The 26,467-nt window shown below is 69.4% G+C and carries 24 protein-coding genes and 1 pseudogene; 8 read left to right on the forward strand and 17 right to left on the reverse strand.

Annotated features, from left to right (window positions below; translation table 11 throughout):
- Positions 1 to 19: 19 nt before the first annotated feature.
- The 3 genes from ASG48_RS02985 to ASG48_RS02995 are packed head-to-tail and all read right to left on the reverse strand — an operon-like array spanning position 20 to position 4,840.
- A complete protein-coding gene (locus tag ASG48_RS02985) occupies positions 20 to 2,515 on the reverse strand; it encodes an LPS-assembly protein LptD (RefSeq protein WP_055844905.1) in 2,496 nt (831 codons plus the stop codon).
- A 52-nt stretch (positions 2,516 to 2,567) separates the two neighbouring features.
- Positions 2,568 to 3,647 carry an LPS export ABC transporter permease LptG gene (lptG, locus tag ASG48_RS02990; protein ID WP_244486704.1) on the reverse strand — a complete coding sequence of 360 codons (1,080 nt, stop codon included), beginning with the start codon at positions 3,645 to 3,647 and terminating at the stop codon, positions 2,568 to 2,570.
- Positions 3,647 to 4,840 carry an LptF/LptG family permease gene (locus tag ASG48_RS02995; protein WP_055844912.1) on the reverse strand — a complete coding sequence of 398 codons (1,194 nt, stop codon included), beginning with the start codon at positions 4,838 to 4,840 and terminating at the stop codon, positions 3,647 to 3,649. Before ASG48_RS02995 ends, lptG begins: the two co-directional genes overlap by 1 nt.
- A 318-nt stretch (positions 4,841 to 5,158) precedes the next feature.
- Here ASG48_RS02995 and ASG48_RS03000 point away from each other — a divergent pair, with 318 nt between their 5' ends.
- On the forward strand, positions 5,159 to 6,661 hold the full coding sequence (locus ASG48_RS03000) for a leucyl aminopeptidase (protein WP_055844917.1): 1,503 nt from the start codon (positions 5,159 to 5,161) through the stop codon (positions 6,659 to 6,661).
- A 16-nt stretch (positions 6,662 to 6,677) separates the two neighbouring features.
- On the forward strand, positions 6,678 to 7,130 hold the full coding sequence (locus tag ASG48_RS03005) for a DNA polymerase III subunit chi (protein ID WP_055844920.1): 453 nt from the start codon (positions 6,678 to 6,680) through the stop codon (positions 7,128 to 7,130).
- 14 nt (positions 7,131 to 7,144) lie between these two features.
- Here the strand turns inward: ASG48_RS03005 and ASG48_RS03010 are convergent, their stop codons facing one another.
- From ASG48_RS03010 to ASG48_RS03025, 4 genes and pseudogenes are all read right to left on the reverse strand, one after another.
- Positions 7,145 to 7,810: a hypothetical protein gene (locus ASG48_RS03010; RefSeq protein WP_055844922.1), complete on the reverse strand. Its 666-nt coding sequence runs from the start codon at positions 7,808 to 7,810 to the stop codon at positions 7,145 to 7,147.
- 156 nt (positions 7,811 to 7,966) lie between these two features.
- Positions 7,967 to 8,701 (reverse strand): annotated as a pseudogene (locus tag ASG48_RS03015) (alpha/beta fold hydrolase); the annotation flags it as partial.
- A 199-nt stretch (positions 8,702 to 8,900) separates the two neighbouring features.
- Positions 8,901 to 10,805, reverse strand: a complete 1,905-nt coding sequence (locus ASG48_RS03020) for an ABC-F family ATP-binding cassette domain-containing protein (RefSeq protein ID WP_055844928.1) — start codon at positions 10,803 to 10,805, stop codon at positions 8,901 to 8,903.
- 126 nt (positions 10,806 to 10,931) lie between these two features.
- Positions 10,932 to 11,444, reverse strand: coding sequence for a DinB family protein (locus ASG48_RS03025; RefSeq protein WP_055844931.1), 513 nt, complete (start codon positions 11,442 to 11,444; stop codon positions 10,932 to 10,934).
- Positions 11,445 to 11,476: 32 nt separating this feature from the next.
- Between ASG48_RS03025 and ASG48_RS03030 the strand changes: the two genes are divergently transcribed.
- The 3 genes from ASG48_RS03030 to ASG48_RS03040 all read left to right on the forward strand — a co-directional run bounded on the left by ASG48_RS03030 (position 11,477) and on the right by ASG48_RS03040 (position 13,637).
- A complete protein-coding gene (locus tag ASG48_RS03030) occupies positions 11,477 to 12,172 on the forward strand; it encodes a glutathione S-transferase family protein (RefSeq protein WP_055844933.1) in 696 nt (231 codons plus the stop codon).
- 82 nt (positions 12,173 to 12,254) lie between these two features.
- Entirely contained in the window at positions 12,255 to 12,677 is a 423-nt protein-coding gene (ndk, locus tag ASG48_RS03035; protein WP_055845436.1) for a nucleoside-diphosphate kinase, read from the forward strand.
- 225 nt (positions 12,678 to 12,902) lie between these two features.
- On the forward strand, positions 12,903 to 13,637 hold the full coding sequence (locus tag ASG48_RS03040) for a chromosome partitioning protein ParA (protein WP_156381409.1): 735 nt from the start codon (positions 12,903 to 12,905) through the stop codon (positions 13,635 to 13,637).
- 51 nt (positions 13,638 to 13,688) lie between these two features.
- On the opposite strand, the gene ASG48_RS03045 is transcribed toward ASG48_RS03040, so the two are convergent.
- The 4 genes from ASG48_RS03045 to uvrC form a co-directional block, all read right to left on the reverse strand.
- Complete coding sequence (locus tag ASG48_RS03045) at positions 13,689 to 14,174, reverse strand: molybdenum cofactor biosynthesis protein MoaE (protein ID WP_055844936.1); 486 nt, start codon at positions 14,172 to 14,174, stop codon at positions 13,689 to 13,691.
- Positions 14,175 to 14,177: 3 nt separating this feature from the next.
- A complete protein-coding gene (gene moaD / locus ASG48_RS03050) occupies positions 14,178 to 14,429 on the reverse strand; it encodes a molybdopterin converting factor subunit 1 (RefSeq protein WP_055844939.1) in 252 nt (83 codons plus the stop codon).
- Between the two features lie 66 nt (positions 14,430 to 14,495).
- The gene (gene pgsA / locus ASG48_RS03055; RefSeq protein ID WP_055844942.1) at positions 14,496 to 15,077 is read right to left on the reverse strand and encodes a CDP-diacylglycerol--glycerol-3-phosphate 3-phosphatidyltransferase; all 582 of its coding nucleotides are present in this window, start codon (positions 15,075 to 15,077) and stop codon (positions 14,496 to 14,498) included.
- Positions 15,078 to 15,301: 224 nt separating this feature from the next.
- On the reverse strand, positions 15,302 to 17,359 hold the full coding sequence (uvrC, locus tag ASG48_RS03060) for an excinuclease ABC subunit UvrC (protein WP_055845439.1): 2,058 nt from the start codon (positions 17,357 to 17,359) through the stop codon (positions 15,302 to 15,304).
- 366 nt (positions 17,360 to 17,725) lie between these two features.
- Here uvrC and ASG48_RS03065 point away from each other — a divergent pair, with 366 nt between their 5' ends.
- Entirely contained in the window at positions 17,726 to 18,397 is a 672-nt protein-coding gene (locus ASG48_RS03065; RefSeq protein ID WP_055845442.1) for an outer membrane protein, read from the forward strand.
- 59 nt (positions 18,398 to 18,456) lie between these two features.
- Here the strand turns inward: ASG48_RS03065 and ASG48_RS03070 are convergent, their stop codons facing one another.
- The 3 genes from ASG48_RS03070 to rlmJ are packed head-to-tail and all read right to left on the reverse strand — an operon-like array spanning position 18,457 to position 20,543.
- Positions 18,457 to 19,077, reverse strand: coding sequence for a glutathione S-transferase family protein (locus ASG48_RS03070; protein WP_244486706.1), 621 nt, complete (start codon positions 19,075 to 19,077; stop codon positions 18,457 to 18,459).
- A gap of 11 nt (positions 19,078 to 19,088) precedes the next feature.
- A complete protein-coding gene (locus ASG48_RS03075) occupies positions 19,089 to 19,616 on the reverse strand; it encodes a hypothetical protein (RefSeq protein ID WP_055844949.1) in 528 nt (175 codons plus the stop codon).
- A 30-nt stretch (positions 19,617 to 19,646) separates the two neighbouring features.
- Complete coding sequence (rlmJ, locus tag ASG48_RS03080; RefSeq protein WP_055844952.1) at positions 19,647 to 20,543, reverse strand: 23S rRNA (adenine(2030)-N(6))-methyltransferase RlmJ; 897 nt, start codon at positions 20,541 to 20,543, stop codon at positions 19,647 to 19,649.
- Positions 20,544 to 20,675: 132 nt separating this feature from the next.
- Between rlmJ and ASG48_RS03085 the strand changes: the two genes are divergently transcribed.
- Together ASG48_RS03085 and ASG48_RS03090 are read left to right on the forward strand one after the other, a co-directional pair.
- A complete protein-coding gene (locus ASG48_RS03085; protein WP_055844955.1) occupies positions 20,676 to 21,788 on the forward strand; it encodes an alkene reductase in 1,113 nt (370 codons plus the stop codon).
- A 153-nt stretch (positions 21,789 to 21,941) separates the two neighbouring features.
- Positions 21,942 to 24,050 carry a molybdopterin oxidoreductase family protein gene (locus tag ASG48_RS03090; protein ID WP_055845445.1) on the forward strand — a complete coding sequence of 703 codons (2,109 nt, stop codon included), beginning with the start codon at positions 21,942 to 21,944 and terminating at the stop codon, positions 24,048 to 24,050.
- A gap of 15 nt (positions 24,051 to 24,065) precedes the next feature.
- Here the strand turns inward: ASG48_RS03090 and ASG48_RS03095 are convergent, their stop codons facing one another.
- From ASG48_RS03095 to purM, 3 genes are all read right to left on the reverse strand, one after another.
- Entirely contained in the window at positions 24,066 to 24,662 is a 597-nt protein-coding gene (locus ASG48_RS03095) for a DUF308 domain-containing protein (RefSeq protein WP_244486708.1), read from the reverse strand.
- A 66-nt stretch (positions 24,663 to 24,728) separates the two neighbouring features.
- Complete coding sequence (gene purN / locus ASG48_RS03100) at positions 24,729 to 25,325, reverse strand: phosphoribosylglycinamide formyltransferase (protein ID WP_082529190.1); 597 nt, start codon at positions 25,323 to 25,325, stop codon at positions 24,729 to 24,731.
- Positions 25,322 to 26,386 carry a phosphoribosylformylglycinamidine cyclo-ligase gene (gene purM, locus ASG48_RS03105; protein WP_055844960.1) on the reverse strand — a complete coding sequence of 355 codons (1,065 nt, stop codon included), beginning with the start codon at positions 26,384 to 26,386 and terminating at the stop codon, positions 25,322 to 25,324. Before purM ends, purN begins: the two co-directional genes overlap by 4 nt.
- Positions 26,387 to 26,467: the final 81 nt, after the last annotated feature.

Raw genomic sequence — 26,467 nt, forward strand, 5'->3', positions numbered from 1 at the left:
CCGCCGCCCGTCGGCGCCCCTAGTTCAGGCCGACCGACTGGTCGAAGTCGGAGATCGTGCGCAGGCCGACCCGGAAGAGCAGCGTCTGCTCGCTCGTGTCCAGCGAGTAGCGGTCCGTCGTCTCCTTGTAGGAGACGAGGAGGCTGAAGCACTCGTCCGCGTAGCCGACGCCGAAGGAGCGCTCGATCGTGGCCTCGTTGCCGATATCGTAGCCGAGGGAACCGAAGGCCGTCCAGTTCGGGCGGAACTGGTAGGAGGCGCTGGCCGTCACCTGATCGCGATCGTCGAGCGAGCCGAGATCGGGCTGCGCGGCGATGCTGGCATAGGAGAGTGCCGCCTGGACGGGGCCGGACGAATAGGACGTGAACACGTCCGTGCGGCGCAGGTCGTAGTCCTCCTCGTCGAGCCGCCCCTGCGCGCCCACCGAGATGCCGAAGGGCGTCGTGAGCGAGATGCCGCCGACATAGTCGGAGCGGTCCGTCTCCAGGCCCGAATCGTAGCCGACCAGCGTCAGGTCGCGTTCGGCGAAGGAGTTCGTGCCGCCGAGATGGTAGGACTGGCCGGCCACCGCGTTGATCGTGTAGCCGCTGTCCAGCGTGCCGGCGTAGCGCAGGCCGAGATTGGCGCGGCTGCCGCCCTCGATCCGGTCGTAGCCGGAGAACTTGTCGAGCGCGAAGAGGTTGTTGGCGTTGAAGACGATCGTCTGCGCGTCCTCGTTCGGCAGGAGGCCGATCCGCGTCTCGTTCGGGCGGGCGATGACCTGTGCGATCGGCTCGACGATGTGCGAGCCGGTGGCGGTCTGGATGAGATAGGGGTAGCGCACCTCCATGGCGGCGGTGGCCATGCCGCGCCCGCCGCTCTCGTCGATCGAGACGTCGCCGGTCGTGTAGAAGTCGGCAAGCGCGGCGCCCTGCTGGGCAGCGGGCAGAGCCGCGATTCCCGCGGGCACCACGACATTGCCGCTGGCGACGCCGTAATTGGCGAAGCCGCCCGAGCTCATTTCGGCCGTGTAGAGATCGCCGCGCAGCCCGAGCATCGGGTTCAGCACGAGCCCCGCCTCGGTGATGTAGCGGTCGCGCCATTCGAGATTGGTGCTGGCGCGCGAGTAGGAGCCTTCGAGGCCCTTGTTGATGAAGAGCTCGTCCGAGAAGGCGCGGCCGTCGACCGGGGCCGCGCAGTTCGCCCCGTCGGTGAAGTCGGTGATGCAGACCCCGTCCGTCACGTCGGCCGTGTCGCGCCGGATGCTGGCGACGTTGACGTCGAGCTGAACCTCGCCGCCGAGCGGCCCGTCGGTCTCGATGCGCTGGTAGTCGAGCGAAGGCAGCACGTAGGGCTGCTCGTCCTGCTGCTGCTTGTCGATCGACTGGAAGTCGAACTTCTGCGCGCGCAGGTCGAAATAGCTGCGGTCGCCGAGGCCGGTCAGGAAGATCTCGCTCGTGTGCAGCGTCTCGTCGAAGTTCTCGATGCCGTAGGTCCTGGCGAAGTCCTGGTCGCTCTGCAGGAGAACGTCCCAGCCGAAGGTCCAGCGGTCGGAGAGGGCGAAGAGGCCCGTCGTGCCGACCATGCCGCGACCGTCGGTGAAGTCGGGCGATTCCTGCAGGATCGAGCCGTCGGCGTTGAGGATGTTGTCGCCGGAGAAGGCGTCCTTGTCCTGCTGGAAGATGCCGGCGGTCTGCAGCGTGAAGAAGCCGTCGGTCGTCGCCTGCCGGTACTCGGCCTCCGCCAGGAAGCCCTGCTTGGTGTAGTAGGTGCCCGCGACCGTCACGTCCTTGTCGTCGGCGAGCGCGAAGAAGTAGGGCACGCGCAGGCCGTAGCCGAGTTCGCTCGACGAGCGGAAGCTCGGGGCGAGGAAGCCGGACTTGCGCTTCACCGTGGGATCGGGGGACTGGAAATAGGGCAGATACGCGATGGGCGCGCCGAAGAACTCGAACTGCGCGTCGTAGTAGCGCACTTCCTTGGCGTTCTGGTCCCAGACGATCTTGCGCGCCTTCACCTGCCAGAGCGGCGCGCGGTCCGGATTCTCGCGGCAGGGCTCGCAGGCGGTGTAGACGCCCTGCTCGAAGGTCGTGACGGCGCCCTCGCGGCGCGTGGCGACGGCGGCGGCGAAGCGGGTGTTGTCCGGCGTTTCGATGCGCAGCGCCTTCACGAATCCGTCGCGGAACGTGTCGGTGATGTCGATCGAGTCGGCATAGACGCGGTTGCCGTCGGGCTGGGCGAGCTCGACGTCGCCGCGGGCCACGAGCCGGCGCGTCTTCTGGTCGTAGACGATGTCGCGGGCGACGAGCTTGTACGGCCCGTAGTCCACCTTCACGCCGCCGGAGGCCGTGACGACGGACTTGTCGCTGTCGTAGGTGACGGTGTCCGCCTCCAGGAACAGCTGCGTGTCCGCCGCCGGAGCGCCCGCCGTACCGGAGGCGCCCTGCGTGAAGCCGGACAGCGCCGACTGCGCGACGGCCGCGCTGCCCGTCAGGAGAACGGCGCAGGCCGCCGTTCCCGCGAGAAGGCAGGCTCTCATCCGACGCCGCACGGCCTCAGGCCGACGCGACGCGATCCCCCTCTCCGACATCCTAACCATCCTCTTGGTGGAGCAGGATCGTTACCCCAAACAATCCTGCCGCCACGACTGGAAACCATGCGGCGATCACGGGCGGGACCACCGAATTACTGCCGAGAGCCTGCGCGAGGAACGTCACGACATACAGCACGAAGCCGGCCAGAACGCCCAACACGATCGTCCTACCAGACTGCCCCGTCCTCGCAAACCTCGTGGCCACCGTCGCCGCGAGCAGCGTCATCGCCACGAACAACGCCGGCCTCGCGATCAGCGTGTTGTACTGCATGGAGAACGCCTGCGCGTTCATGCCGAGGCTCGCCGCGATGGCGATCTTGGATCCCAGCTGCCAGATGGGGATCGCCTCCGGATCTGCCAGCCTCTGTTCGACATATTCCGGCTTCAGGCTCGTGGGAAGACGGAATTCGGCAAGTGTTACGGGAGTGTAGCCGATCCGCGTCACTCGTGCCTCGCGCAGGAGCCACTCCTGGTCGCCAAGTGTCGCACGGCTCGCGTCGACGCGTTCCTTGACCTTACCTTTGCCATCGAAGACGAAGACGGTGACGTTGCCTAGCGTCGCCCCTCCGCTGCCGACGCTCTGCGCGCCGATGATCGACTCGACACCGTTGCCGTTCTGCCGCAGCCAGGGCACCTGATCGTCGCGGCGCATCTGCCCGCCGCCGATCGTCTCCGCCTCGAAATCGGCCGCCCGCGCCTTCGCATAGGCCGAGAGCGGATTGTAGAGGAGGATGGCCGCCAGGCCGATCACCACCGATCCCACCACGAAGGGCGCCACGATCTGCCAGATCGACACGCCGGCGGCCCGCGCCACCACGAGTTCCAGCTTCCGGTTCAGCGACAGCATGGTGAAGATGGAGGAGAACAGGACGATGAAGGGGAAGGCCTGCTCGATGAAGGCCGGCACCCGCAGCGCCGAGAAGAGCGCGATCGCCCCGAAGCCGAACTCCGTCATCTGGCCGCGCCGGCTCACCTCGATCATGTCGATCAGGTAGACGAGCGCGAAGACGGCGACGAGCGTCGAGAAGAAGCTCTTCAGGTAGAGGCGGACGAAGTAGAGGTTGAGCGTCTGCCGCATCAGGCGTTGGTCCTCTGCGGCGCGAGGAGCTTGAGGACTGGCAGGCGCGCCAGGACGGCGCCGAGCGAGGCCGCCGCGCGCGCCGCGGCCTTCACGCCCGGGAGTTCGGCCGGGTTCACGTCGCGCGCGATCAGGACGCAGTTCAGCGCGATGGCCGAGAGCGGCAGGAGATAGGTGAGCGGCACATAGCGCGCCGATTCGCCGATCAGCGAGGTGGAGACGAAGCCGAGCGCCTTCAGCACGAGCGCCCCTGTCAGGCCGAGCGCCATGGCGATGCCCGGACCCTGCCGGTTGGTGCGCGCGTGTCCCGCCACCACGAGCGACCAGAGCGCGAAGGCGATCGGGTAGAGCCAGTCCGTCATGCGCTGCGCGAGTTCCTCGGAGAAGGCGAGGGGGCGGCGCTGGTAGGACGGATCGTTGAGGTCCGGCGAGAGGAGCTCGCCCGTGCGGCGCTCGGAGGAGCGGATCCAGTCGTTGCCGGCCGCGGGCCTGAGCTCGGCCAGATCGAACGCGTAGGTCTGGAACTCGATGACCGAGGTCGTCCCGTCGGCCTTGTTCCGCCGGTGCAGCTGGCCGTCGTAGAGAAGGAGGACGGATTCGTCGTTCTCCTCCACGATCCGCGCCTCGCGGGCGAAGTAGCTGAGGTCCACGGCCGGATCGCGCTGGTCGGAGATGAAGAGGCTGCGCACCGTCGAGCCCTGCGACTCGCCGATCGAGACGACGACGTCCGACTGGATGCGCTCGAAGCGCCCCGGCTGCAGGAAGAGCGTGATGGCGTCGGCGTTGATGGAGCGCAGGCCGTTCTGGAAGGCGCGCGAGGCGGCCGGGCCGACGACATGCGAGTTGAACAGGACGAGCGCGGCCGCGATGAGCCCGACGGCCACGATCGGCCTGGCGACCACGCGCGGCGAGGCGCCGGCGGCCGCTATGACCGCGCGTTCTGAATCGGTGTTCAGCGCGTTCAGCGTCTGCACCGCGCCGATGAGGACCGCGAAGGGCAGGACGCCGGCCGCAAGGCTCGGCATCAGCATGAAGGCGATCCAGAACACGTTTCCGGCCGCCGTCGCGCTCGTCTTGACGATGTCGATGCGCGACAGCGCCTGCACGATCCAGACGATCAGCACGAGGGCCGCCAGCGATCCCGCGCTGTAAACGAAGGTTCGCCGGAAGATGTAGCGTTCGATGAGTCTCATGAGGTCCGGTGGTCGCCTGCCTGCCCGTAACGAGAATGGTGTGCGGCGAGCCGCGCGGCGCTGCCTACTTCGAACGCTTTCGAACGAGGACCATGGACCCGCTTGGCTAAGGAAGGGCAAACCGAAATGGTTAACAGGGTGTAGCGCTCCGCTTCGCCCTTGCAAAGGCCCCCGCGCCGGCCATCATAGGCGGGTGCTCCGGGGCCGGGCGCAGGCCCGCCTTCGGGCCCGCCGCGTCCCCCCGCGACATCGCCTCGGGCCGGACCGGCCCGCACAGAAGCGTCCGGGACGCCCGTCCCGGATCTGGAAGGAGACTTCATGGCCGTGCTTCCCTCGATCGAGTTCGTTGAGGCTTCCCTGCCGGAGGGAGGCGTCCTGGCCCTTCTTTCTGGCGAAGGCGGGGCGGTGGACGCATCGCTCCCCGAGCCGTTGCGCAAGGCGGTGGAAAAGGCCGCGCGCGTCGGCGCCTTCAAGGGCAAGCGTCTCGGCGTTCTCGACATGCTGGCCCCGGCGGACCTGTCCTTCGACCGGCTTCTCGTCGTCGGGACTCATGCCGCGAATGTGATGGAGGACGAGGACTGGCTGAAGCTCGGCGGCGCCATCGCCGCCAAGGCCAAGGGCACCGAGAGGCTCACGCTCTGGGCCAGGGGCGCCGACGGCGCGGCCATCGCGCCGCGCGACCTGGCGCGTCTTGCCGCCGGCATCGTCCTGCGCGGCTACGAGTTCGATCTCTACAAGTCCAAGAAGAAGAAGGCCGGCGAGGAGGAGGAGCCGAAGGCAGCGCTTACCGTCGCCATCGCCGTCGGGGACGCGGCCGCAGCGCGCGCCGCCTTCGCCCGGGAGGAGGCGATCGTCTCCGGCACGATCCTGGCGCGCGATCTCGTCAACGAGCCGGCCAACGTGCTCGGCCCCGTCGAGTTCGCGGACCGCATCGCCGAACTCTCCGCGCATGGTCTCGAGATCGAGATCCTCGACGAGGCCAAGATGGGCGAGCTGAAGATGGCCGCGCTCCTGGGCGTCGCGCAGGGCTCGCCCCGCCCGGCGCGCATGGCCATCATGCGCTGGAACGGCGGGCCCGAGGGCGAGGCGCCGCTCGCCTTCGTCGGCAAGGGCGTCGTCTTCGACACGGGCGGCATCTCCATCAAGCCCGCCGGCTCGATGGACGAGATGAAGGGCGACATGGGGGGCGCGGCCGCCGTCGTCGGTCTGATGCGCGCGCTCGCCGGCCGCAAGGCCAGGGTCAACGCGGTCGGCATCGTCGGCCTCGTCGAGAACTCCGTTGACGGCAACGCGCAGCGCCCCGGCGACATCGTCACCGCCATGTCCGGCACGACAATCGAGGTGCTCAACACCGACGCCGAAGGCCGGCTCGTCCTCGCCGACGCGCTCTGGTACTGCCAGGAGCGCTTCCAGCCGAAGTTCATGATCGATCTCGCCACGCTCACCGGCGCGATCATCGTGGCGCTCGGCCACCATCACGCCGGCCTCTTCTCCAACGACGACACGCTGGCCGACAGGCTGCTCGCGGCCGGCAAGGCCTCGGGCGAGAAGCTGTGGCGCATGCCGCTCGGGCCCGAATACGACAAGCAGATCGAGGGCAAGTTCGCCGACATCAAGAATATCGGCGGCGGGCGCGCGGCGGGCTCCGTCACGGCGGCGCAGTTCCTGCAGCGCTTCGTCAACGACAAGCCCTGGGCCCATCTCGACGTCGCGGGCACGGCGATGGGATCGCCCGCCAACGAGTACAACCAGTCCTGGGGCTCGGGCTTCGGCGTGCGCCTCCTCGACCAGCTCGTCGCCGACGGCTACGAAGCGGGCTGAGCCGGGAGGGGCGGACGTGGCCGAGGTCCTGTTCTACCACATGACGGAGAGCCGGCTGGAGGACACGCTGCCCGACCTCCTGGAGAAATGCCTCGCCCGCGGCTGGCGCGTCGTCGTCCAGGCCGCGAGCGAGGAGCGCCGCGACGCACTCGACCATCATCTCTGGACCTTCCGCGACGACGCCTTCCTGCCGCATGGGAGCGACGCGGAAGGCTCCTGCGCGCTGCAGCCGATCCTCCTCACCGTCGATCCCGCGCAGGCTGAGAATGCCCCGCAGGTGCGCTTCATGGTGGACGGCGCGGTGCCCCAGTCGCTGGAGCCCTATCTGCGCGGCGTCTACCTCTTCGACGGCCACGACGCCGCGCAGCTGGAAAGCGCGCGCGGGCGCTGGAAGGTGGAGAAGGCCGCCGGCCACGACGTCACCTACTGGCAGCAGTCCGAGGACCGGCGCTGGGTGAAGAAGGCCTGACGCCTCCGCCGGCCTCAAGGCCCGCCGGGCGCCTCGAAGCGATCGGGCCTTCGCAGCAGCGCCATCGCGAAGAACAGGAGGTTGAGATAGGCCGCCAGTTCCAGCGTCTCCTCCGTCGTCACCCAGACGAGAGTGGACGCCACCTGGCTGACCACGACGAGGAGGCCGGTTAGCGCGACGGGCACGACCCAGAAGAAACTCAGCTCCTCCAGCCGCCGGGCCAGGCGCAGCGGGCGGCGCCAGAGGGCGAACGCGAAGAGCGCCGTCCAGAGGGCGATGATCGCCGGTTTCCAGTCGGTGTCGATGCACAGGCCGCCCTCGTAATATTCGCTGACGCAGCGCGGCGTCTCGCGCAGGATCGCGAAGATCAGCGCGTAGCCGAGAAGGGCGCAGAAGAAGCGCTGCTCGAAGCGAAGGCGCCAGATCCCCACGAGGAGGAGGAGCGAGGTGACGGCGAGGACGATCGCCTGGCCGAGCTCCAGCGGCCCGTTCTCGGGCGGGTAGTCGTGCGGATCGAGCCAGTCGAAGAGCTGGGCGCAGGCCGCCGCGATGAGCACGCTGAGCGCGGCGCTCGCCACGAACCGCGCGATGCGGCCGGGCGGCAATTCCCTCCAGGCGAGCGCGGCGGCGCGGAACGGAAGGCGCCACAGCGGCGGCTTGTTGGGGTTTGCATGGGGCAAGACAGGCGGCCTTCAGGTCGGCGGCGTCGCGCCGAATAGGAGCGACGGGCGCCCTGAATGGCCGAAAAGGCGAGCGGTCTCAATGCGCAGGGCTGTCAAAAAACCGTCGTGGACCCGTCGGGCAACCCGTTTCGCGCCCTGCCCGGGCGAGACGGCTCACGGCAGCAGCGTCGCCCGCGGCGCCTGCGAGGCGCTCGTGCCGGCGGCTTCCTTGTCGAGAAAGGCGAGGACGGCGCTGGCATAGCCGTCCGGGTCCTCGAGCGGGGCCGAATGGCCGACGCCGGGCAGGATCGTCAGGCGCGCGCCCGGAATGGCGGCGGCGAGCGCGATCGTGTGGGAGAGGCTGATCGCCTCGTCATGGGCGCCGATGGCGATCTGCGTCGGCACGCGGATCGAGGCGAGTTCCTCGGCCGTGAAGTTCGGCTCGTTCGCCCAGAGCGCCTCGATCTCCTCGCCGACATCGTCGTAATGGCGCAGCGGCGGCGGCTCGATTCCCCTGCGGGCGGCCGAGAGATTCGACAGCGCGCCGTCCGGCGTCGCGTTCGCCGCCTGCACGAAGAGCGCGTCGAGCCGCTCGGGATGGTGGATGGCGATGTCGAGACCGATGATGCCCCCGTCGCTCCAGCCGACCAGCGAGACGCTCGCCACGTTCAGGACGTCGAGCAGCTTGAGGTAGTCGGCGGCCATGAGGTCGTAGGTGATGGGCTCGGCGGTGCGCGAGGAGCGCCCCTGGCCGCGGCTGTCGGCAAGGATGACCGTGTGATTCTCGGCGAGCCGCTCGATCTCGCCGCGCCAGACCCTGTGGTTGGACAGGCCGCCATGGATGAGGAGGAGCGGCGGGCCCGCGCCGTAGATCTCGTAGAACAGCGCGATCCCGTTCACCGGGGCGAAGCCGCGGACATGCGGGTGGATCGCCGGCTCGGCCAGCGCCGTGCCGGGCAGGAGGACCGCCAGGAGAAGCGCCGCCAGCCGCATCGCATGCCTCCGTTCGGCGCCGACCACGAAGGACGGCGCGTCCCGGAACGGTAGCAGCGCGCGGGCGCCCGGCAAGGGCGAGGGGGCGCCTTTCGCCGTTAAACTTGCGACAGGTCTATTCGGCCGCCATCGCCATGTCGTGCTCCTCGGTCGCCTCCAGCCAATCGGCCTCGCAGCGCTCCAGGAGCTTGGCCGCGTCCGCCCGCTGCTTGTTGAGGGCGGCGGCGGCGGCCGGATCTCGCGTGTAGAGCGCGGCGTCGCCGAGCTTTTCGTCCAGGCCCTCGATCGTCTTCTGCAGCCGCGTGATCTGGATCTCGAGCTGGCCGATCTTCTTCTTCAGCGGCTTCAGCTGCTCGCGCCGCTCGGCCGCCACGCGGCGCTGGTCCACCTTCGAGAGATTCGGTCCCGCATCGTAGACGGTCACCGCCTCGCCCTGGTTGCCGCCGCCGGCCCGCGCGCCCGAAAGGATCAGCTTCTTGTAGTCTTCCAGGTCGCCGTCGTAGCGCGACACCGTGCCGTCGCCGACGATCCACAGCCGGTCCATCGTCGCCTCCACCATGTGGCGGTCGTGGCTGATGAGGATGACGGCGCCGGGATAGTCGTTGAGCGCGCGCACGAGGCTCTCGCGGGCCTCGATGTCCAGGTGGTTCGTCGGCTCGTCGAGGATGAGGACGTTCGGCGCGTCGATCGTGGCGAGCCCCATCAGGAGGCGCGCCTTCTCGCCGCCCGAGAGGCTGTCGGCCACCGTGTCCATCTTCTGCGTCGGCAGGCCCATCTGCGCCACGCGTGCGCGCACCTTGGCCTCCGGCGCGTCCGGCATGAAGCGGCGCACGTGCTGCACGGCCGTCTCGTTGGGGCGCAGGTCGTCGATCTGGTGCTGGGCGAACATGGCGATCTTGATGCCCGGCGCCCGCGTGACGCTGCCCGACTGCTCGGAGAGCCGCTCGGCCAGGAGCTTGGCGAAGGTCGACTTGCCGTTGCCGTTGGCGCCGAGCAGCGCGATGCGGTCGTCGGCGTCGATGCGAAGGTTCAGCCCGCGCAGGATCGAGCGTTCGGGCGTGTAGCCGACCGAGACGTTCTCCATCCGGATGATGGGGGAGGCGAGCGCCTTCTCGGGCTTGGGGAAGACGAAGGGCGTGACGTTCTCTTCCACGATCGCCGTGATCGGTTGCATGCGCTCCAGCGCCTTCAGGCGCGACTGCGCCTGCCGGGCCTTGGAGGCCTTGGCGCGGAATCGCTCGACGAAGGCTTCCATATGCTTGCGCTCGGCCGTCTGCTTCACGACGGCCTTCTGCAGCAGTTCCATCTTTTCGGCGCGCTGGCGCTCGAAACTGTCGTAGGAGCCGCGGTAGAAAACGAGCTTCTTCTGGTCGAGATGGATGATCGAGTTGACCGCGTTGTTCAGGACGTCGCGGTCGTGGCTGATGATGAGCACGGTATAGGGATAGCGGGAGACGAAGTTCTCCAGCCAGAGCGTGCCTTCGAGGTCGAGATAGTTCGTCGGCTCGTCGAGGAGGAGGAGGTCGGGCCGCGAGAAGAGGACGGCCGCGAGCGCCACGCGCATGCGCCAGCCGCCGGAGAAGGACGAGACGGGCCGCGCCTGCGCGGCCGCGTCGAAGCCGAGGCCGTCGAGGATCGAGGCGGCGCGCGCCTCGGCCGAATGGCTCTCGATGTCGGCGAGCCGCGTGTGGATGTCGGCGATGCGCGAGGGGTCCTTGGCGGTCTCGGCCTCCGCCAGCAGCGCGACGCGCTCCAGATCCGCCGCCAGCACCACTTCGAGCAGCGTCTGCTCGGTGCCCGGCGCCTCCTGCGCCACCTGCCCGAGCCGGGTGTTCTTCGGATAGGAGACGCTGCCCGTCTCCGAGGCGAGATCGCCGGTGATCACGCGGAACAGCGTCGACTTGCCCGCGCCGTTGCGCCCCACGAGCCCCGCCTTCGTGCCGGCCGGCAGCGACAGGTTCGCATGGTCGATGAGAAGGCGCCCGGCGACGCGCGCGGAAAGGTCTGTGATCTGCAGCATGGATCGACTTCTGGCATGGCGAGACGACGGAAGAAAGTCATCTGTGACGCGGCGCGGTCGGCGGACCGAATTAAGCCGTCCAAAACGTCGAACGGGCGCCGAAACGACCGGTGGGCGCCGCGGCGCTCACGGGACGTCCCGGCCCGCCTCCCTCTGGAACAGGATCATGTCGAGGCTCGGCGCCGAGGCGCCAAGGCCCGTCAGGGCCGCGTGGCACTGGCCGCGATGATGCGTCTGGTGATTGAAGAGGTGGAAGAGCGCCGGGGCCAGTCTCTGCGTGACGTCGCGCGGATCGGTGATCGGACGATAGGTGAAGGGCACGGCGAAATCGGCCTCCCGGCGGCTTTCGATCCATGCCGCGATGCGCGCGTCCTCGGCGGTCCGCGCCGCCCGCAGGGGCTCGAATTCCGGAAAGAGCACGGCGTCGAGCCGGTCCGGCGCGTCGCCCGTGCCGGTGAAGCGCGCCATCCAGATGCGGTCCGTCGCCAGAAGGTGGTTCAGCGTCTTGCCGAGCGAGCCGAAGAAGAGGCCGCGATCCTCGTTGAATCGCGATGGGTGGAGCGCCGAAACGGCCTCGTAGAGGCGCCGGTTGGCCCAGGCGTTGTAGGCGGCGAAGGCGAGAAAGGTTTCGTGATACATCGTCAGCCTGTCTTCCCGAAGCGAGGCCCTGAATGCCGATCGAACTCTACGAACTCGTGGGCGCCGATGCCAGCCGGCCCTTCTCTCCGCATTGCTGGAAGGCGCGCCTCGCGCTGCGCCACAAAGGCCTCGACTTCGCGACCGTGCCGGTGGCCTTCACGCAGGTGCCGGAAATCGAGGGCGGGGCGACGAAGATCGTCCCGCTCCTGCGCGACGGGGACCGGCTCGTCGCCGACAGTTTCGCGATCGCCGAGCATCTGGAGGCGACGCGCCCGGACGCGCCGACGCTCTTTGCCGGGGAGGGCGGCCGGCGCCTGTCGCGCTTCGTGGAGTCGTGGACCTTCCGCACCGTCCACCCCGCGATCGTCGGCCTTGCCATCCTCGACATCCACGCGATGCTGGCGCCGCAGGACCAGGCCTATTTCCGGCAGAACCGCGAGGCGCGCTACGGCAAGAGCCTCGAGGCGGTGGCGCAGGAGGGCCGCGACGGGCTGCCGGCCCTTCGCGCCTCGCTGGAACCGGTGCGCGCGCTTCTCGCCGGGCAAGCCTTTCTCGGCGGCGAAGCGCCGCTCTTCGCGGACCACATCCTCTTCGGCGCCTTCCAGTGGATGCGCGTCGTCTCGCCCGTCGCCCTCCTCGCCGGGGACGACCCGGTCCATGCCTGGTTCGAGCGCTGCCTCGATCTCTACGGCGGCGAGGGGCGCAGCCTGCCGGCGGCGGCGGGCTGACGCCGGCGCCGAGCCTTGCCGGGCCGAAGGCGCCCGTCTATAGAGCGCCGACCCTTCCCCGAACCGTTTCAAAGGACGCATGATGGCGCTCGAACGCACCTTCTCCATGATCAAGCCCGACGCGACCCGCCGCAACCTGACCGGCGCGATCATCAAGATGATGGAAGAGGCCGGCCTGCAGGTCGTGGCTTCGCGCCGCGTCTGGATGAGCAAGCGCGAGGCCGAGGGCTTCTACGCCGTGCACAAGGATCGCCCCTTCTTCGGCGAGCTCGTGGAGTCCATGTCCTCGGGCCCGACGGTGATCCAGGTTCTGCAGGGCGAGAACGCCATCGCCAAGAACCGCGAGATCATGGGCGCCACCAACCCGACCCAGGCCGCCGAGGGCACGATCCGCAAGGCCTTCGCCCTGTCGATCGGCGAGAACTCCGTGCACGGCTCGGACGCGCCCGAGACCGCCAAGGAGGAGATCGCCTACTGGTTCTCCGAGACCGAGATCGTCGGCTGACCGGCGTTCCATCCTCGCGATGACATGCGAAAGGCGGCTTGCGAAAGCCGCCTTTTTCGTGAGACCTTTCCGCGCGTTTCCGTCGTGCAAGGCGCGGTACGCTTGCCCGGGGCTGATGCGGATGCCGCATCTTAACCTTGGGGCAACCATGCCGCCCTAGAGTTCGGGGGATCAGGGGTGCAGCGGTTGCGCCCGAAACGGACTTCCAGCTTCGGAGACGCCGCCGTGCCGGTCATCGCGATAGGTTCCCTCAAGACGGCCGGTTCCACGACGCTGGCCCTGACGCTCGCCAGCGTCGCCGCGGCCGCCGGCGTGCCGGTTCTCCTGGTCGACGCCTCGCGCGACCGCGACCTCTCGGTCTGGGCCGCCAAGCCCGGCCGGCCGGACGGTCTCGACGTCGTCTCGCCCGAGACCGGCGGCCAGCTGCAGCAGGCGATCCGCGCCGGGCGCGACGCCGGGGCGCTGATTCTCCTCGACGCCGGCTCCAAGCCGGAGATCCTGCGCTTCAGCCGCCGCGTCGCCGATTTCCTGCTGATCCCCGTGCGCTTCTCCCCGCTCTCGACCTTCGCGGCCGTGGCGACGGACAGGCTGGTGGCGCCCGAGACCCCGGCCGAGACCGATCTGCCGCGCGCCTTCGTGGCGAGCGCGATCACGCAGATCCCGAGCCGCATCGCGCGCATCGTGGAGGGGAGCCTCGCCCTGCGCCAGACCGAGCGCCTTGCGGCGGGCCTTTGCCAGCGCGCCGCCTACGAGGCGCCGTTCCTCTATGGCGGCACGATCTTCACGCTGGTCGACGAACAGGCCCCTGGCCTTCGCCGCGCGCAGGCCGAGGCGATCGACCTGATGGCGCAGCTGACCGCGCGCATCGGCGCCGCCGAGATGGCGCCCATTCCGGCCAGCCTGAAGCCGGCGGCCATGCCCGTTCCGGCCCAGCCGGCGGCCGTCCTCGAACTCGCCTGAGAGCGGCCGTCCGCGCCCGGCGCGGATCGCGGGGATGAAACTGTCGCGGGTCTAGAGGCGGTGCCAGCGGTCGCTGGCCGCCTCGTCGGTATCCTTGGCCTCGACCCAGCCGCCCACCGTGCCGTCCACGAGATGCTCGCGCTTCCAGAAGGGCGCCCTGGTCTTCATGAAATCCATGAGGAACGAAGCGGCCTCGAAGGCCGCGCCCCGGTGGACGCTGGAACAGGCGACGAAGACGATCTCCTCGCCGGGCGCCACGAGCCCGTAACGGTGGATGGCGAGGGCGCCGAGGAGCGGCCAGCGCGCGGCCGCACGCGCGGCGATGGTCGCGATCTGGCGCTCGGCCATGCCCGGATAGTGCTCGAGCTCCAGCGCCTTCAGCCGCCCGCCCTCGTCCCGGCAATAGCCGCAGAAGGTGACGAGCGCGCCCGCCGCCCCGCCGCCGCCCATGGAGTCGATCTCGGCGGCGATGTCGATCCGCTCGGCCGTCACGCGCACGCGGGGCGAGAAGGCCGGTTCGAGAGGCGTCGCGGTCACGCCTCAGCCCCCGGTCATCGGCGGGAAGATCGCGATCTCGCGCGCCCCCGCGATCGGCTCGGAATGGTCGCCGTGCTCCTGGTCGATGGCCACGCGCACGATTTCCGGCGCCTGCAGGGCGGCGTCGTAGTTCGGGCCGCGGCCCTTCAGCCAGTGCAGGAGGTCCTCCACGGTCACGATGCCGGCGGGCAGCTCGACCTCTTCCTCCGTCAGGCCGATCCGCTCGCGGACCCAGGCGAAATAGACGAGCTTCATGGCGCGCACCTCCTCGTGCCGGCCGGATGTGGGGCGCAGCGCTTCGCGCGTAAAGGGCGCGCCGCCTCAGTCCTCGATATGGCGAAGGCCGGCGCGGAAGTAGTCGTAGCCGGTATAGAGCGTCACGATGGCCGAGAGCCACAGGAGGGCGATGCCGATCTCGGTCGTCGCCGGCATCATTTTGTCGGCGGCGGGCCCGGCGAGGAGGAAGCCGACCGAGACCATCTGCATCGTCGTCTTCCACTTGGCGAGATTGGTCACGGGCACGCTGACCTTCAGTTCCGCCAGATATTCGCGAAGGCCCGAGACGAGGATCTCGCGGCACAGGATGACGATCGCCGCCCAGAGCGACCAGCCGGCGATCGTGCCGTCGGCGGCGAGCAGAAGGAGGACGGCGGCCACGAGGAGCTTGTCGGCGATCGGGTCCAGCATGCGGCCGATGGTCGAGGTCTGCTGCCAGGCGCGGGCGAGATAGCCGTCGAAGAAGTCCGTCACGCTCGCGGCGATGAAGATGGCGAGCGCCCACCAGCGCGCGGCGTCCGAGCCCGAGAGCTTGCCCTCGACGAAGAAGCACAGGACCACGAGCGGCACGCAGGCGATGCGCACATAGGTCAGAATGTTCGGCAGGTTGAACGCCCTGGAGGCCATGGATCAGTCCGGTCCGTTCTCGTCGATGGACGGATGAGGCGCGCGCGGCACGAAGCCCCGCCCGCGCCGGGAAGGATGGGCCGCTCGCGCGGCGGCGTGTCCTCGAACGGGCACGGCCGCGCACGATCGGCCGGCGGCATCTTGAAGCGCGCGCGACGGGTCGCCGTCAACCGCAGAAGGGCGTTTGTTCCCCAATCGCCTGCGCAAAGCCGTGAAAATGCGGCTCAGCCACGTTCGTGGAAGTGGTCGTAGATCGACTTGGCCATGGTCTCGGAAATACCCTCCACGGCGCGAAGGTCCGCGAGCGCGGCGCGCGAGACGGCCTTGGCCGTGCCGAAATGGTGCAGGAGCGCGCGCTTGCGCGAGGGGCCGATGCCGCCGATCTCGTCGAGCGGGTTCTTCACCAGCTCCTTCTTGCGGCGCGCGCGATGCGTGCCGATGGCGAAGCGGTGCGCCTCGTCGCGCAGCCGCTGGACGAAGTAGAGGACGGGATCGCGCGGCGGCAGCGAGAAGGGCTCGCGCCCCTCCATCACGAAGCGCTCGCGGCCGGCATCGCGGTCGACGCCCTTGGCGATGCCGATCGTCGTCACCTTGTCGGCGATGCCGAGCTCGGCGAGTATGCCGCGCACCGCCGACATCTGGCCCTTGCCGCCGTCGATGAAGACGAGGTCCGGCCAGGCCGGCATGGCGGCGTCGTCGGCCGCCAGATCCTCCGCATCTGCCTGCGGATCGGCCGGGGCGGGAGCCTGCGGACCCTCGGAATGCTCCTTGATGAGGCGCGAGAAGCGGCGCGTCATCACCTCCTTCATCATGCCGAAATCGTCGCCCGGCGTGATGTCCGTGCCCTTGATGTTGAACTTGCGGTACTGGTTCTTGGTGAAGCCCTCGGGCCCCGCCACGATCATCGCGCCGACCGCCGCCGTGCCGGAAATGTGCGAGTTGTCGAAGACCTCGATGCGCCGCGGCGTGTGGGCGAGGCCGAACGTCTCCTTCACGCCGGCGAGCAGCCGGGCCTGCGAGGAGGTCTCGGCGAGCCGGCGGCCGAGCGCCTCGCGGGCATTGCCGGCGGCGTGGTCGACGAGATCCTTCTTCTCGCCGCGCGCCGGCATCGTCACCTGCACCTTGTGGCCCGCCTTCAGCGACAGCGCCTCGCCCAGGAGCGCTTCCTCCTCCAACTTCACCGACAGGAGCACGAGGCGCGGCACCGGCTTGTCGTCGTAGAACTGCGCGAGAAAGGCGCCCAGCACCTCCTGCGGCTCCAGCGAGGAATCGGCTTTCGGAAAATAGGGCCGGTTGCCCCAGTTCTGCCCGGTGCGGAAGAAGAAGACCTGGATGCAGGTGAGCCCGCCTTCCTGGTGGATGGCGAAGACGTCCGCCTCCTCCACGCCGGCCGGGTTGATGCCCTGGTGGCCCTGCACATGGGCAAGCGCCGCGAGGCGGTCGCGGTAGAGGGCGGCGCGCTCGAAATCGAGCGACTGCGAGGCCTCCTGCATGGCGCTCGAGAGATGCTGCTTCACCTGGCCCGAGCGCCCGGAGAGGAAGGCCTTCGCCTCGCCGACGAGCGCGGCGTAGTCCTCGTTCGACACCTCGTTCGTGCAGGGGCCGGAGCAGCGCTTGATCTGGTAGAGGAGGCAGGGCCGCGTGCGCGTTTCGTAGACCGAATCGGTGCAGGTGCGCAGGAGGAAGGCGCGCTGCAGCGCGTTCAGCGTGCGCCCCACCGCGCCGGCTGAGGCGAATGGGCCGAAATAGGCGCCCTTGCGCGAGCGCGCGCCCCGATGCTTCACGATGGCGGGCGCCGCGTGGTCCTGCGTCACCAAAATGTAGGGAAACGACTTGTCGTCGCGCATGAGCACGTTGAATCGCGGTCTCAGGCGCTTGATGAGATTGGCTTCGAGGAGAAGCGCCTCGGTCTCCGTGCGCGTCGTCACGAATTCCATGTGCCGCGTCTCGCGGATCATCCGCGCGATGCGCTGGGTATGGCCGCCGAGCCGGGTGTAGCTCGTCACCCGCTTCTTCAGGGAGCGCGCCTTGCCGACATAGAGGACCTCCTTGTCGGCGCCGAACATGCGGTAGACGCCGGGACCGTTCGGCAGGCGGCGGACGAAGGCGGCGATGAGCTCGGCCCCGACGAGACCCTCGCCGATCTCCTCGCCGCCATGGTCCCAGTCGATGGCCGCGACGAGCGCCGCGTTCGCTGACCCCGCGCCGTTTTCCTCCACCTCGTCCGCGTCGAGATCCTCCTCGAGCGTGTCGTCGAATTCCGGGTCGGTCTGGCTGGGCATGGAATCGAGGTCTTCGTCGCTATTGCGGGGCATCAGGGCGCGGCCGGAATGGCGCGAATGGCGTTGCGGGCGGGATCTCCTCATGAGGCTCCTTCTTCCTTCGCGCCTCTATATGATCGCGCAGGCGCCCGTTGGGGAGGGGCTTCACTTCGCCGCGACCGCCGGCCCGGAAACGGCGCCGCGCCCGCTGTGGCAGGAGGGCCGCAGGCCTGCGCCAGACGGCGGGTCTTGAACGGTCTTCTCGCAAAAGCCACCTGTCTGCCGCAAGTTCGGCATCCTTTCTGCCTGAACTCGCGTTAGCGCGATGACCGCTGTCGACGACGCAGCGGGCGGCCCGCGCCCCGACGTGAAGACGGATCGATGACCATGACCGCCACCCGTATCCTCGCAGGCCTCGGCCTCCTGGCGCTGCTGCAGACGCCGGCGCTCGCCGCGGACGCCGTGACCGAGGCGCCGATGCCGGCGCCCGTGCCCGCCTACGAGGCGAGTCCGCAGATGCCGATCCATGTCTGGTCCGGACCCTATGCGGGGGCCTTCGTCGGCTACAACGCCACGGAGTTCGACAGGGCGGGCGGCGCGAGCTTCGACGGCAACGGCTTCGTCGGCGGCGTCTATGCCGGCTACAACCTCCAGACCGACGCGCTGGTCTACGGCATCGAGGGCGATATCGGCGGCGGCGATTTCGATGCCAGGGGCGTGGACGGGCGCAACGGTTCGTCCATCGACGGGCAGTCCAACGTCTTCGGCTCGCTGCGCGGGCGCGTGGGCGTGGCGGTCGATCCGTTCCTGGTCTTCGCCACGGGCGGCGTGGCGGCGGCGCAGAGCGAACTCTCGCTGGACGGCGCCTCCGACACCAAGACCAGCGTCGGCTACACGCTCGGCGCCGGCGTCGAGACCAGGATCACCGATTCGGTGACCTCCCGCCTCGAATACCGCTATTCCGACTTCGGCAAGGAAACCTACGACCTCGGCAACACGAGCGTCTCGTCGGGCTTCGACGAGCACTCGATCCGTGCCGGCGTCGCGCTGAAGTTCTGATCCCGGCGACGCGCGAAGGCGGGACGGCGGCGATGCCTCCGCCCGCCCGGCTTCCGTCGTCAGGCCGCCTTCGGCAGCGCCTCGGCGAGGGCCGGATTCTCCGCCTTGAACGTCTCGAGCCAGGCGGCGAGCGCCGGGTGATCGGCGGCGATGCGGCCGGGGAAGCGCACATCCATCCAGCCGATCAGGCCGGCGAGCGCGAGATGGCCGATGCCGGGCGTCGGCGCCAGCGTCGGCACCATCGAGGCGAGGAGGGCGAGGCCCCGCTCGGCCTTGCGGGTCTGCTTGTCCACCCAGGGCTGGTGGCGCTTGTCCTCCGGCCGGTAGCGCACCTCGTAGACGGTGAGGATGAGCGCGTCGGTCACGCCGTCGGCGACGGCCTCCAGCTTCTTGGCGGCGAGCCACCCGTCCATGTCCTGCGGGACGAGCCTGTGGCCCGACAGCCGGTCGAGATAGTCGCAGATCACGCGGCTGTCGTAGACGGTCTCGCCGGTCGCGAGCACCAGGGCCGGGATCTTGCCGAGCGGATTGGCCGCGAGAAGGTCCGCCGGCTCCTGGGTCGTATCGGTGGCGACGGTCTCGAGCGCGATGCCGCAAAGGGCGGCTGCCATGCGGGCCTTGGCGGCGAAGGGCGAGGGCGCGGAGTAGAAGAGGCGCATCGGCTGGCTGGCTGCTGTCATCGTCCCGGGCCTTATTTCGTCACCAGCGTCGTCGGCGGATAGCGGCGCAGCGACTGGCACTCGGCGCCGTAGACATGCCACTCGTCGAGGCCGAGCACGCAGCCCTCCGCGCGCCAGCCCCAGCGCGACAGGAGGCCGACATGGCCGCCAGCCGCCGCAAAGCCCATCGGATACTCGATCACGTAATAGATCGGCCGCACCTTCTGGTCGGAGACGAGCGCGCGCGCCTCGCAGTAGCGGCGCTCGATCGGACTGTCCTCCATCTTGGGAGAATAGGCCTTCTCGATCATGCCGCTGAATTCGAAGATCTGCAGCGGCACCTGCAAGACGCGCGGCGCGCCGTATTCGAACTGGTCCTCGACCTGCGCGAGGACGCGGGCGTCGTCGCAATAGGGCAGGGTGGAACTCGGAACGCCGGCGGCACCCGGATAGACCGGCGCGGAGCGGTAGCCCGTCCCCATGTCGGCGGCGGAAGCCGCGCCGGCGAGGGCGGCGAGCGCCACGGCGGTGGCGGAGAGGAGGGTCGCAAGCGTGCGCATGGGTCGAGCCTTAGTCGTCGTCGCGGACGGTCATGCGCCGACCCTAGCACGGCGGGCCGGCTTGTCTGCCGCCCGAGCCGCATCGAGGGATGGAAACACGTCGTATGTTGCGCCGGGGTTGCGTCCCAGCAACGCCCGGAGCTTTTTCAGGATCTCCCCCGCCTCCTGCGCGAAGACGAAGGGCGGGTTGAGAACGGCCAGCCCCGTGCCGACGAAGCGCTCGTCCGGCGAATAGGGCTCGACGAAGAATTCGGTCACGACCGTCTCGCCCGCTCCGAGCGTCGCCAGCGCCTCCAGGAGCGCCTCGCGCGCGGCCGGTCGCTTCAGCGGGTACCACAGCGCGTAGGTGCCGCCCGGCCAGCGCCGCAGCGCGGCGGCGAGCCCGGCGCGGATCGCCTCGATCTCGTCGGGGCGCTCGAAGGGCGGGTCGATCAGCACCAGCCCGCGCTTCTCCTTCGGCGGAAGATGGGCGCCGAGCGCCAGCCAGCCGTCGAGGGCGAAGGTCTTCGTCTGGATGTCGCCGGAAAACAGCGCCTTCAGCCGGGCGCCGTCCTGCGGATGGAGCTCGTAGGCCGAGAGCCTGTCCTGCGGGCGCAGGAGCCGGCGCGCGATGAGCGGCGAGCCGGGATAGCGGCGCTCGGTCAGATCGGCGAGGACGCAGTCGAGATAGGGGCGCAGGAGCGGATCGGTCCCGATCTCCGCCGTGCCGAGCCCGTCGTCGCCGAGGAGGCGCTCGATCCCCTCCGCGCTCTCGCGCGTGCGCGTCGCCTCCTCGCCCGAGAGATCGTAGAGGCCGGGGCCGGCATGGGTGTCGACGACGCGGAAGGCCTTGTCCTTGCGTTTCAGGTAAGCGATCAGCCGCGACAGGAGCGCATGTTTCACCACGTCCGCGAAGTTTCCGGCATGGTAGGCGTGGCGATAGTTCAAGCGGAGCGCTCCGGGGCCGTGATCGTTCGCCGGGCGCGCAACACTGCGTTCACGCCCTTTGATGCGATGCGATACGATCTATATCGCCCTGCACGAACGAGGCCCAGCCTCGCCTCCACGAAAGGTCCGTGCATGTCCAGTTCCAAGCTCTTCGAGCCCTTCGACCTCGGCCCCAACCGCCTCGCCAACCGCGTCGTCATGGCGCCGCTGACGCGCTCGCGCGCGACGCCCGACGGGGTGCCGCGCCAGATGCATGTCGACTACTACACCCAGCGCGCCAGCGCCGGCCTCATCATCAACGAGGCGACCAATATCAGCGTCGAGGGCCGCGGCTACGCCTTCACGCCGGGCATTTATACCGACGAGCAGGTCGAGGCCTGGAAGAAGGTCACGGACGGCGTCCACGCCGCCGGCGGCAAGATCTTCCTGCAGTTCTGGCATGTCGGGCGTATCTCGCATCCCGACCTCCAGGAAAACGGCCAGCTGCCCGTGGCGCCTTCGGCCGTGACGCCCAAGGGCCAGGCCTTCACCGAGGAGGGCATGAAGGACCACGTGACGCCGCGCGCGCTCGAGACCGACGAGCTGCCGCGCGTCGTCGCCGACTACGTCCATGCCGCCGAGAACGCCAAGAAGGCCGGGTTCGACGGTGTCGAGGTGCATTCGGCGAACGGCTACCTTCTCGACCAGTTCCTGCGCGACGGCGCCAACAAGCGCACCGACGCCTATGGCGGCTCCGTCGAGAACCGCCTGCGCTTTCCGCTCGAGGTGATCGACGCGGTGGTGAAGGTCTGGGGTTCGGACCGCGTCGGCGTGCGCATCTCTCCGGTGACGAGCGCCGGCGACCTCGCCGATTCCGATCCGCAGCCGCTGTTCGAGGCCTATGTGGCCGAGCTTTCCAAGCGCAAGCTCGCCTATCTCCACGTCATCGAGGGCCAGACGGGCGGTCCGCGCGACAAGGACGGCTTCGATTACAAGCGCCTGCGCGCCCTCTACGACGGCGTCTACATGGCCAATAACGGCTATGACGAGGCGCTCGGCGAGAAGCGGCTGGAGGCGGGCGAGATCGACCTCGTCTGTTTCGGCAAGCCCTTCATCTCCAATCCCGACCTCGTGGAGCGCATGGAGATCGGCGCCCCGCTGGCCGAGTGGGACCAGAAGACCTTCTACGGCGGCGACGAGCACGGCTACACGGACTATCCCAAGCTGAGCGTCGAGGAGCGGGCCCGCTACGCCAAGGCGGCCTGACGCTTTCCGGAGCGACGCCATTGCATGACGATCGAGGGGCCGGGTTCCGAAGGGAGCCCGGCCCTTTCGCTTGTCCGGACGGGACGCGCGTCGATGGCGTCCATTCGCAAAATGAATGGGCGGGCGGGGCGGCGCTCGGTCTATGATCGCGGCATGAACGAGATGATCAGACCCACCGTCGGGCACACGGCCTGCCCGCACGATTGCCCCTCCACCTGCGCGCTGGATGTCGAGATTCTCGACGCGCGCACCATCGGCCGCGTGCGCGGGGCGGCGGACAACGACTACACGGCGGGCGTCATCTGCGCGAAGGTGGCCCGCTACGCCGAACGAATCCACCACAAGGACAGGCTCCTGAAGCCGCTTCAGCGCGTCGGGCCGAAGGGCTCGGGCGAGTGGCGCGAGATCGGTTTCGACGACGCGCTCGATCTCGTGGCGGAGGCCTTCGTCAAGGCCGAGGCGCGGTACGGCTCGGAATCGGTCTGGCCCTACCAGTATGCCGGCACGATGGGCCTCGTGCAGCGCGACGGCATCCACCGCCTGCGGCACGCCAAGCGCTACTCCAACCAGTTCGATTCGATCTGCACCAACATGGCCTGGGCGGGATGGGCGGCGGGCGCGGGCGCGCTGCGCGGCGCCGATCCGCGCGAGATGGCCAAATCCGACTGCGTGGTGATCTGGGGCACCAACGCGGTGGCGACGCAGGTCAACGTGATGACCCATGCGGTGAAGGCCCGGAAGGACCGCGGCGCGAAGATCGTCGTCATCGACATCTACGACAACGCCACGATGAAGCAGGCGGACCTCGCCTTGAAGCTGCGCCCGGGAACCGACGGCGCGCTCGCCTGCGCGCTGATGCACGTCGCCTTCCGCGACGGCACGGCCGACCGCGACTATCTCGCCCGCTATACCGACGACCCGGCCGGGCTCGAGGCGCATCTGGCCTCGCGGACGCCGCACTGGGCGGCCGCCATCACCGGCCTCGGCGCCGAGGAGATCGAGGCCTTCGCGGCGCTGATCGGCGCGCGCAGGCGCACCTTCTTCCGCCTCGGCTACGGCTTCACGCGCCAGCGCAACGGCGCGCCCGCCATGCATGCCGCGCTCAGCGTTCCCGCGGTCTACGGCCATTGGCGCGAGGAGGGCGGGGGCGCCTTCCATTCGAACTCCGACATTTTCGGCCTCGACAAGAGCCTCGTCATGGGCAGCGCGACGCGCGACCCGGCCGTGCGCCATCTCGACCAGTCGCGCATCGGCGCCGTCCTGACCGGCGACCGCGCGGCGCTGATGGACGGGCCGCCGGTGACGGCGATGATCCTGCAGAACACCAACCCGGCCAATGTCTGCCCGGAGCAGCGGCTGGTGAAGGCGGGGCTCCTGCGCGAGGATCTCTTCGTCTGCGTGCACGAGCAGTTCATGACGGACACGGCGCTGCTCGCCGACCTCGTCCTGCCCGCCACGATGTTCCTGGAGCACGACGACATCTATCGCGGCGGCGGGCAGAGCCACGTCATCCTCGGACCGAAGGTCGTGGAGGCGCCGGAGGGCCCGCGCTCGAACCATGCCGTCATCGAGGGGCTGGCCCAACGCCTCGGCGTCGCCGACAGGCCGGGCTTCGGCCTCAGCGAGCGCGCGCTCATCGACGACATGCTGGCGCGCTCGGGCTACGAGGGCGGCTTCGACGCGCTGAAGGAAGGCCGCTGGTCGGACCGCCAGCCTCCTTTCGAAGCGGCGCATTTCCTGTCCGGCTTCGCCCATCCGGGCGGCCGCTTCCGGTTCCGGCCGGACTGGACGGGCACGATGTCGCCGAACCGTCCGCCCGAATCGATGGGCCCGCAGGGGCCGCATGCGGCGCTTCCCTCCTTTCCCGACCATGTCGAGCTGATCGAGAGCGCGGACGCCGAACATCCCTACCGTCTCGCCACCTCGCCGGCGCGCCAGTTCCTCAATTCGACCTTCGCCGAGACGGACGGCTCGCGCAAGCGCGAGGGGCAGCCGACCCTGCTGGTCCATCCCGAGGATGCCGCCCGCGAGAGGCTGGCGACGGGGGCGGTGGTCTCGGTCGGCAACCGGCGCGGCGAGGTGCGGCTCGTGGTCGAGGTCAGCGACACGGTGCGGCCGGGCGTCGTGATCCACGAGGGGCTCTGGGCGAATGCCGACTTCCTCGACGGCGAGGGCATCAACGTCCTCACCGGCGCCGATCCCGTCGCGCCCTTCGGCGGCGCGGCCTTCCACGACAATCGCGTCTGGCTCAGAGCCGCCTGAGGGTAGCTCGCGGCCTCAGCGGGCCGGCGGGTCGCCGCGGGCCTGGAGCGCGGAGAGAAGAAGGCTGAGCCCCGAGGACAGGAGCGAGATGCCGAGGAAGACGCCGATCGCCCAGACGGCGGTGCCGGGCAGGCCGAGGACGACGAGCAGCGCCAGCGCGATGTTGAGGATGCCCGACAGGACGAGGAGCGCGAAGCGCCCCTTGGACACGCGCACCGCGTTGGCGATGGAGAAGGTGACGAAGCCGATCAGAAGGAAATAGGCCGCGAGCGCCCAGGTGAGCGTGATCGCCCCGGCGAACGGGTCGGCGACGATGACGAGGCCGAGAATCACCGCGAGCGCGGCGAGCGCCACGTTCGACCAGAAACCGGGCGCGTTGCGGGCCCGGAAGGCCGAGACGAGGCCGACGACGCCCCCGAGAAGCATGAGCCAGCCGAAGAAGATCGTGGAGGCGAGCGTCGCGGCCAAGGGCACGGCGAGCGCGAGGACGCCCGCGACGATCATCACCGCGCCCTGGATGGCGTAGGACTTCCAATGGTCGTGGAGATGGCGCCGGGTCCGCGCCACCTGGCGCTGGATCTCGTCGCTCGTGGCGGGGCCTGGCATGGTCATGGGCGCTGAACTCCTGGCGATCGACCATCGCAGAAGCCGCGGCGCTCCGGGTGGTTCCGCGACGGATTACTCCGCCTTCGCCTCGCCTCTCGCCACCATGGCGAGTGCCTGCGGGTAGAGCCCGTGCTCGGCGACGAGGACCCGTGCGGACAGCGTGTCCGGCGTGTCGCCGGGCAGGATCGGCACGCTGGCCTGCGCGATGATCGGGCCCTCGTCCATCACCTCGGTGACGAAATGCACGGTGCAGCCGTGCTCCGCCATCCCTGCCGCGATCGCCCGCTCATGCGTGTGCAGGCCCGGCAGGAGCGGCAGGAGGGAGGGGTGGATGTTGATCATCCTTCCCTTCCAGCGCTCGGTGAAGCCGGGCGTCAGAAGGCGCATGTAGCCGGCGAGGCAGAGGATATCGGGCGCGAAACGGTCGAGCGCGGCATTCATCTCCGCCTCGTGCGCCTCGCGCGAGGAAAAGCGCTTGTGATCGATGCCGACGGTCTCGATCCCCTCGGTCCGCGCCGTCTCCAGCCCCTTGGCGTCCGGCCGGTTCGAGAGGACGGCGACGATCTCGGCCGGGTAGGCGGGATCCTTCGCCGCCTCGACGAGCGCCGACATATTCGAACCGCGCCCCGAAAGCAGGACGGCGACGCGTTTCTTCGACGGTGCGCTCAAAGCTTGAGGTCGCCGTTGAAGGTGACGGCCGCCTCGTGCCGGTCGAGGATGCGGCCGAGCGGCACGACGCTCTCGCCCTGCGACTGCAGGAGGGCCGCGACGCTCGCCGCCTCCGCCTCCGAGACGACGACGATCATGCCGATTCCGCAATTGAAGGTGCGCAGCATCTCCAGAGGCTCGATGGCGCCGGTCCTGGCCAGCCAGCCGAAGACCGGCGGCGGGGTGACGGCGAAGAGGTCGATATCGGCGCGCAGCGTGTCGGGCAGGACGCGCGGGATGTTCTCCACGAAGCCGCCGCCGGTGATGTGGGCGAGCGCCTTGATGCCGGAACTGGCGCGGATCGCTTCGAGCAGCGGGCGCACGTAGATGCGCGTCGGCTCGATCAGCGCGGCGCCGAGGCTCCGGGACGCGTCGAAGGGCGCCGGCGCGTCGTAGGAGAGGCCGGAGAGCTCGACGATGCGGCGAACCAGCGAATAGCCGTTGGAATGGACGCCCGAGGAGGCGAGGCCGAGGATCATGTCGCCCTTGGCGATCTCGGCGGAGGGCAGGAGGCGGTCGCGCTCGGCCGCGCCCACGGCGAAGCCCGCCAGATCGTAGTCCCTGTCGGCGTAGAGGCCGGGCATTTCCGCGGTCTCGCCGCCGATCAGCGCGCAGCCCGCCTGCCGGCAGCCTTCCGCGATGCCCTTCACGATCGCCTCGCCCTCGGCCGGATCGAGCTTGCCGGTGGCGAAATAGTCGAGGAAGAACAGGGGCTCGGCGCCCTGCACCACGAGGTCGTTGACGCACATGGCCACGAGGTCGATACCGATCGTGTCGTGGATGCCGGTCTCGATGGCGATGCGCAGCTTGGTGCCGACGCCGTCATTGGCGGCCACCAGCACGGGATCCTTGAAGCCAGCGGCCTTCAGGTCGAAGAGGCCGCCGAAGCCGCCGATCTCGCCGTCGGCGCCCGGCCGCGCGGTGGAGCGCACCAGCGGCTTGATGCGGCGCACGAGCTCGTTGCCGGCGTCGATGTCGACGCCTGCCTGTGCGTAGGTGAGGGGGGTCTGCCGATCGGTCATGGAGCGCCTGTCCTTTGCCCGGACGAACTGCCACGACGGACCGCCCGCGGCAAGTCTCAGCCGCCCGCCGCGTGCGATGGA

Origin of the sequence: Aurantimonas sp. Leaf443 (assembly GCF_001425575.1) — a bacterium.
Taxonomy (GTDB): domain Bacteria; phylum Pseudomonadota; class Alphaproteobacteria; order Rhizobiales; family Rhizobiaceae; genus Leaf443.

Bases quoted from the DNA above. Each gene is read 5' to 3' on its own strand.
- ASG48_RS02985 (WP_055844905.1), bottom strand. From the start codon at position 2,515: ATGAGAGCCTGCCTTCTCGCGGGAACGGCGGCCTGCGCCGTTCTCCTG.
- lptG (WP_244486704.1), bottom strand. From the start codon at position 3,647: ATGCGGCAGACGCTCAACCTCTACTTCGTCCGCCTCTACCTGAAGAGC.
- ASG48_RS02995 (WP_055844912.1), bottom strand. From the start codon at position 4,840: ATGAGACTCATCGAACGCTACATCTTCCGGCGAACCTTCGTTTACAGC.
- ASG48_RS03000 (WP_055844917.1), top strand. From the start codon at position 5,159: ATGGCCGTGCTTCCCTCGATCGAGTTCGTTGAGGCTTCCCTGCCGGAG.
- ASG48_RS03020 (WP_055844928.1), bottom strand. From the start codon at position 10,805: ATGCTGCAGATCACAGACCTTTCCGCGCGCGTCGCCGGGCGCCTTCTC.
- ASG48_RS03025 (WP_055844931.1), bottom strand. From the start codon at position 11,444: ATGTATCACGAAACCTTTCTCGCCTTCGCCGCCTACAACGCCTGGGCC.
- ASG48_RS03030 (WP_055844933.1), top strand. From the start codon at position 11,477: ATGCCGATCGAACTCTACGAACTCGTGGGCGCCGATGCCAGCCGGCCC.
- ndk (WP_055845436.1), top strand. From the start codon at position 12,255: ATGGCGCTCGAACGCACCTTCTCCATGATCAAGCCCGACGCGACCCGC.
- moaD (WP_055844939.1), bottom strand. From the start codon at position 14,429: ATGAAGCTCGTCTATTTCGCCTGGGTCCGCGAGCGGATCGGCCTGACG.
- pgsA (WP_055844942.1), bottom strand. From the start codon at position 15,077: ATGGCCTCCAGGGCGTTCAACCTGCCGAACATTCTGACCTATGTGCGC.
- uvrC (WP_055845439.1), bottom strand. From the start codon at position 17,359: ATGCCCAGCCAGACCGACCCGGAATTCGACGACACGCTCGAGGAGGAT.
- ASG48_RS03065 (WP_055845442.1), top strand. From the start codon at position 17,726: ATGACCGCCACCCGTATCCTCGCAGGCCTCGGCCTCCTGGCGCTGCTG.
- ASG48_RS03070 (WP_244486706.1), bottom strand. From the start codon at position 19,077: ATGACAGCAGCCAGCCAGCCGATGCGCCTCTTCTACTCCGCGCCCTCG.
- ASG48_RS03075 (WP_055844949.1), bottom strand. From the start codon at position 19,616: ATGCGCACGCTTGCGACCCTCCTCTCCGCCACCGCCGTGGCGCTCGCC.
- ASG48_RS03085 (WP_055844955.1), top strand. From the start codon at position 20,676: ATGTCCAGTTCCAAGCTCTTCGAGCCCTTCGACCTCGGCCCCAACCGC.
- ASG48_RS03090 (WP_055845445.1), top strand. From the start codon at position 21,942: ATGAACGAGATGATCAGACCCACCGTCGGGCACACGGCCTGCCCGCAC.
- ASG48_RS03095 (WP_244486708.1), bottom strand. From the start codon at position 24,662: ATGACCATGCCAGGCCCCGCCACGAGCGACGAGATCCAGCGCCAGGTG.
- purM (WP_055844960.1), bottom strand. From the start codon at position 26,386: ATGACCGATCGGCAGACCCCCCTCACCTACGCACAGGCAGGCGTCGAC.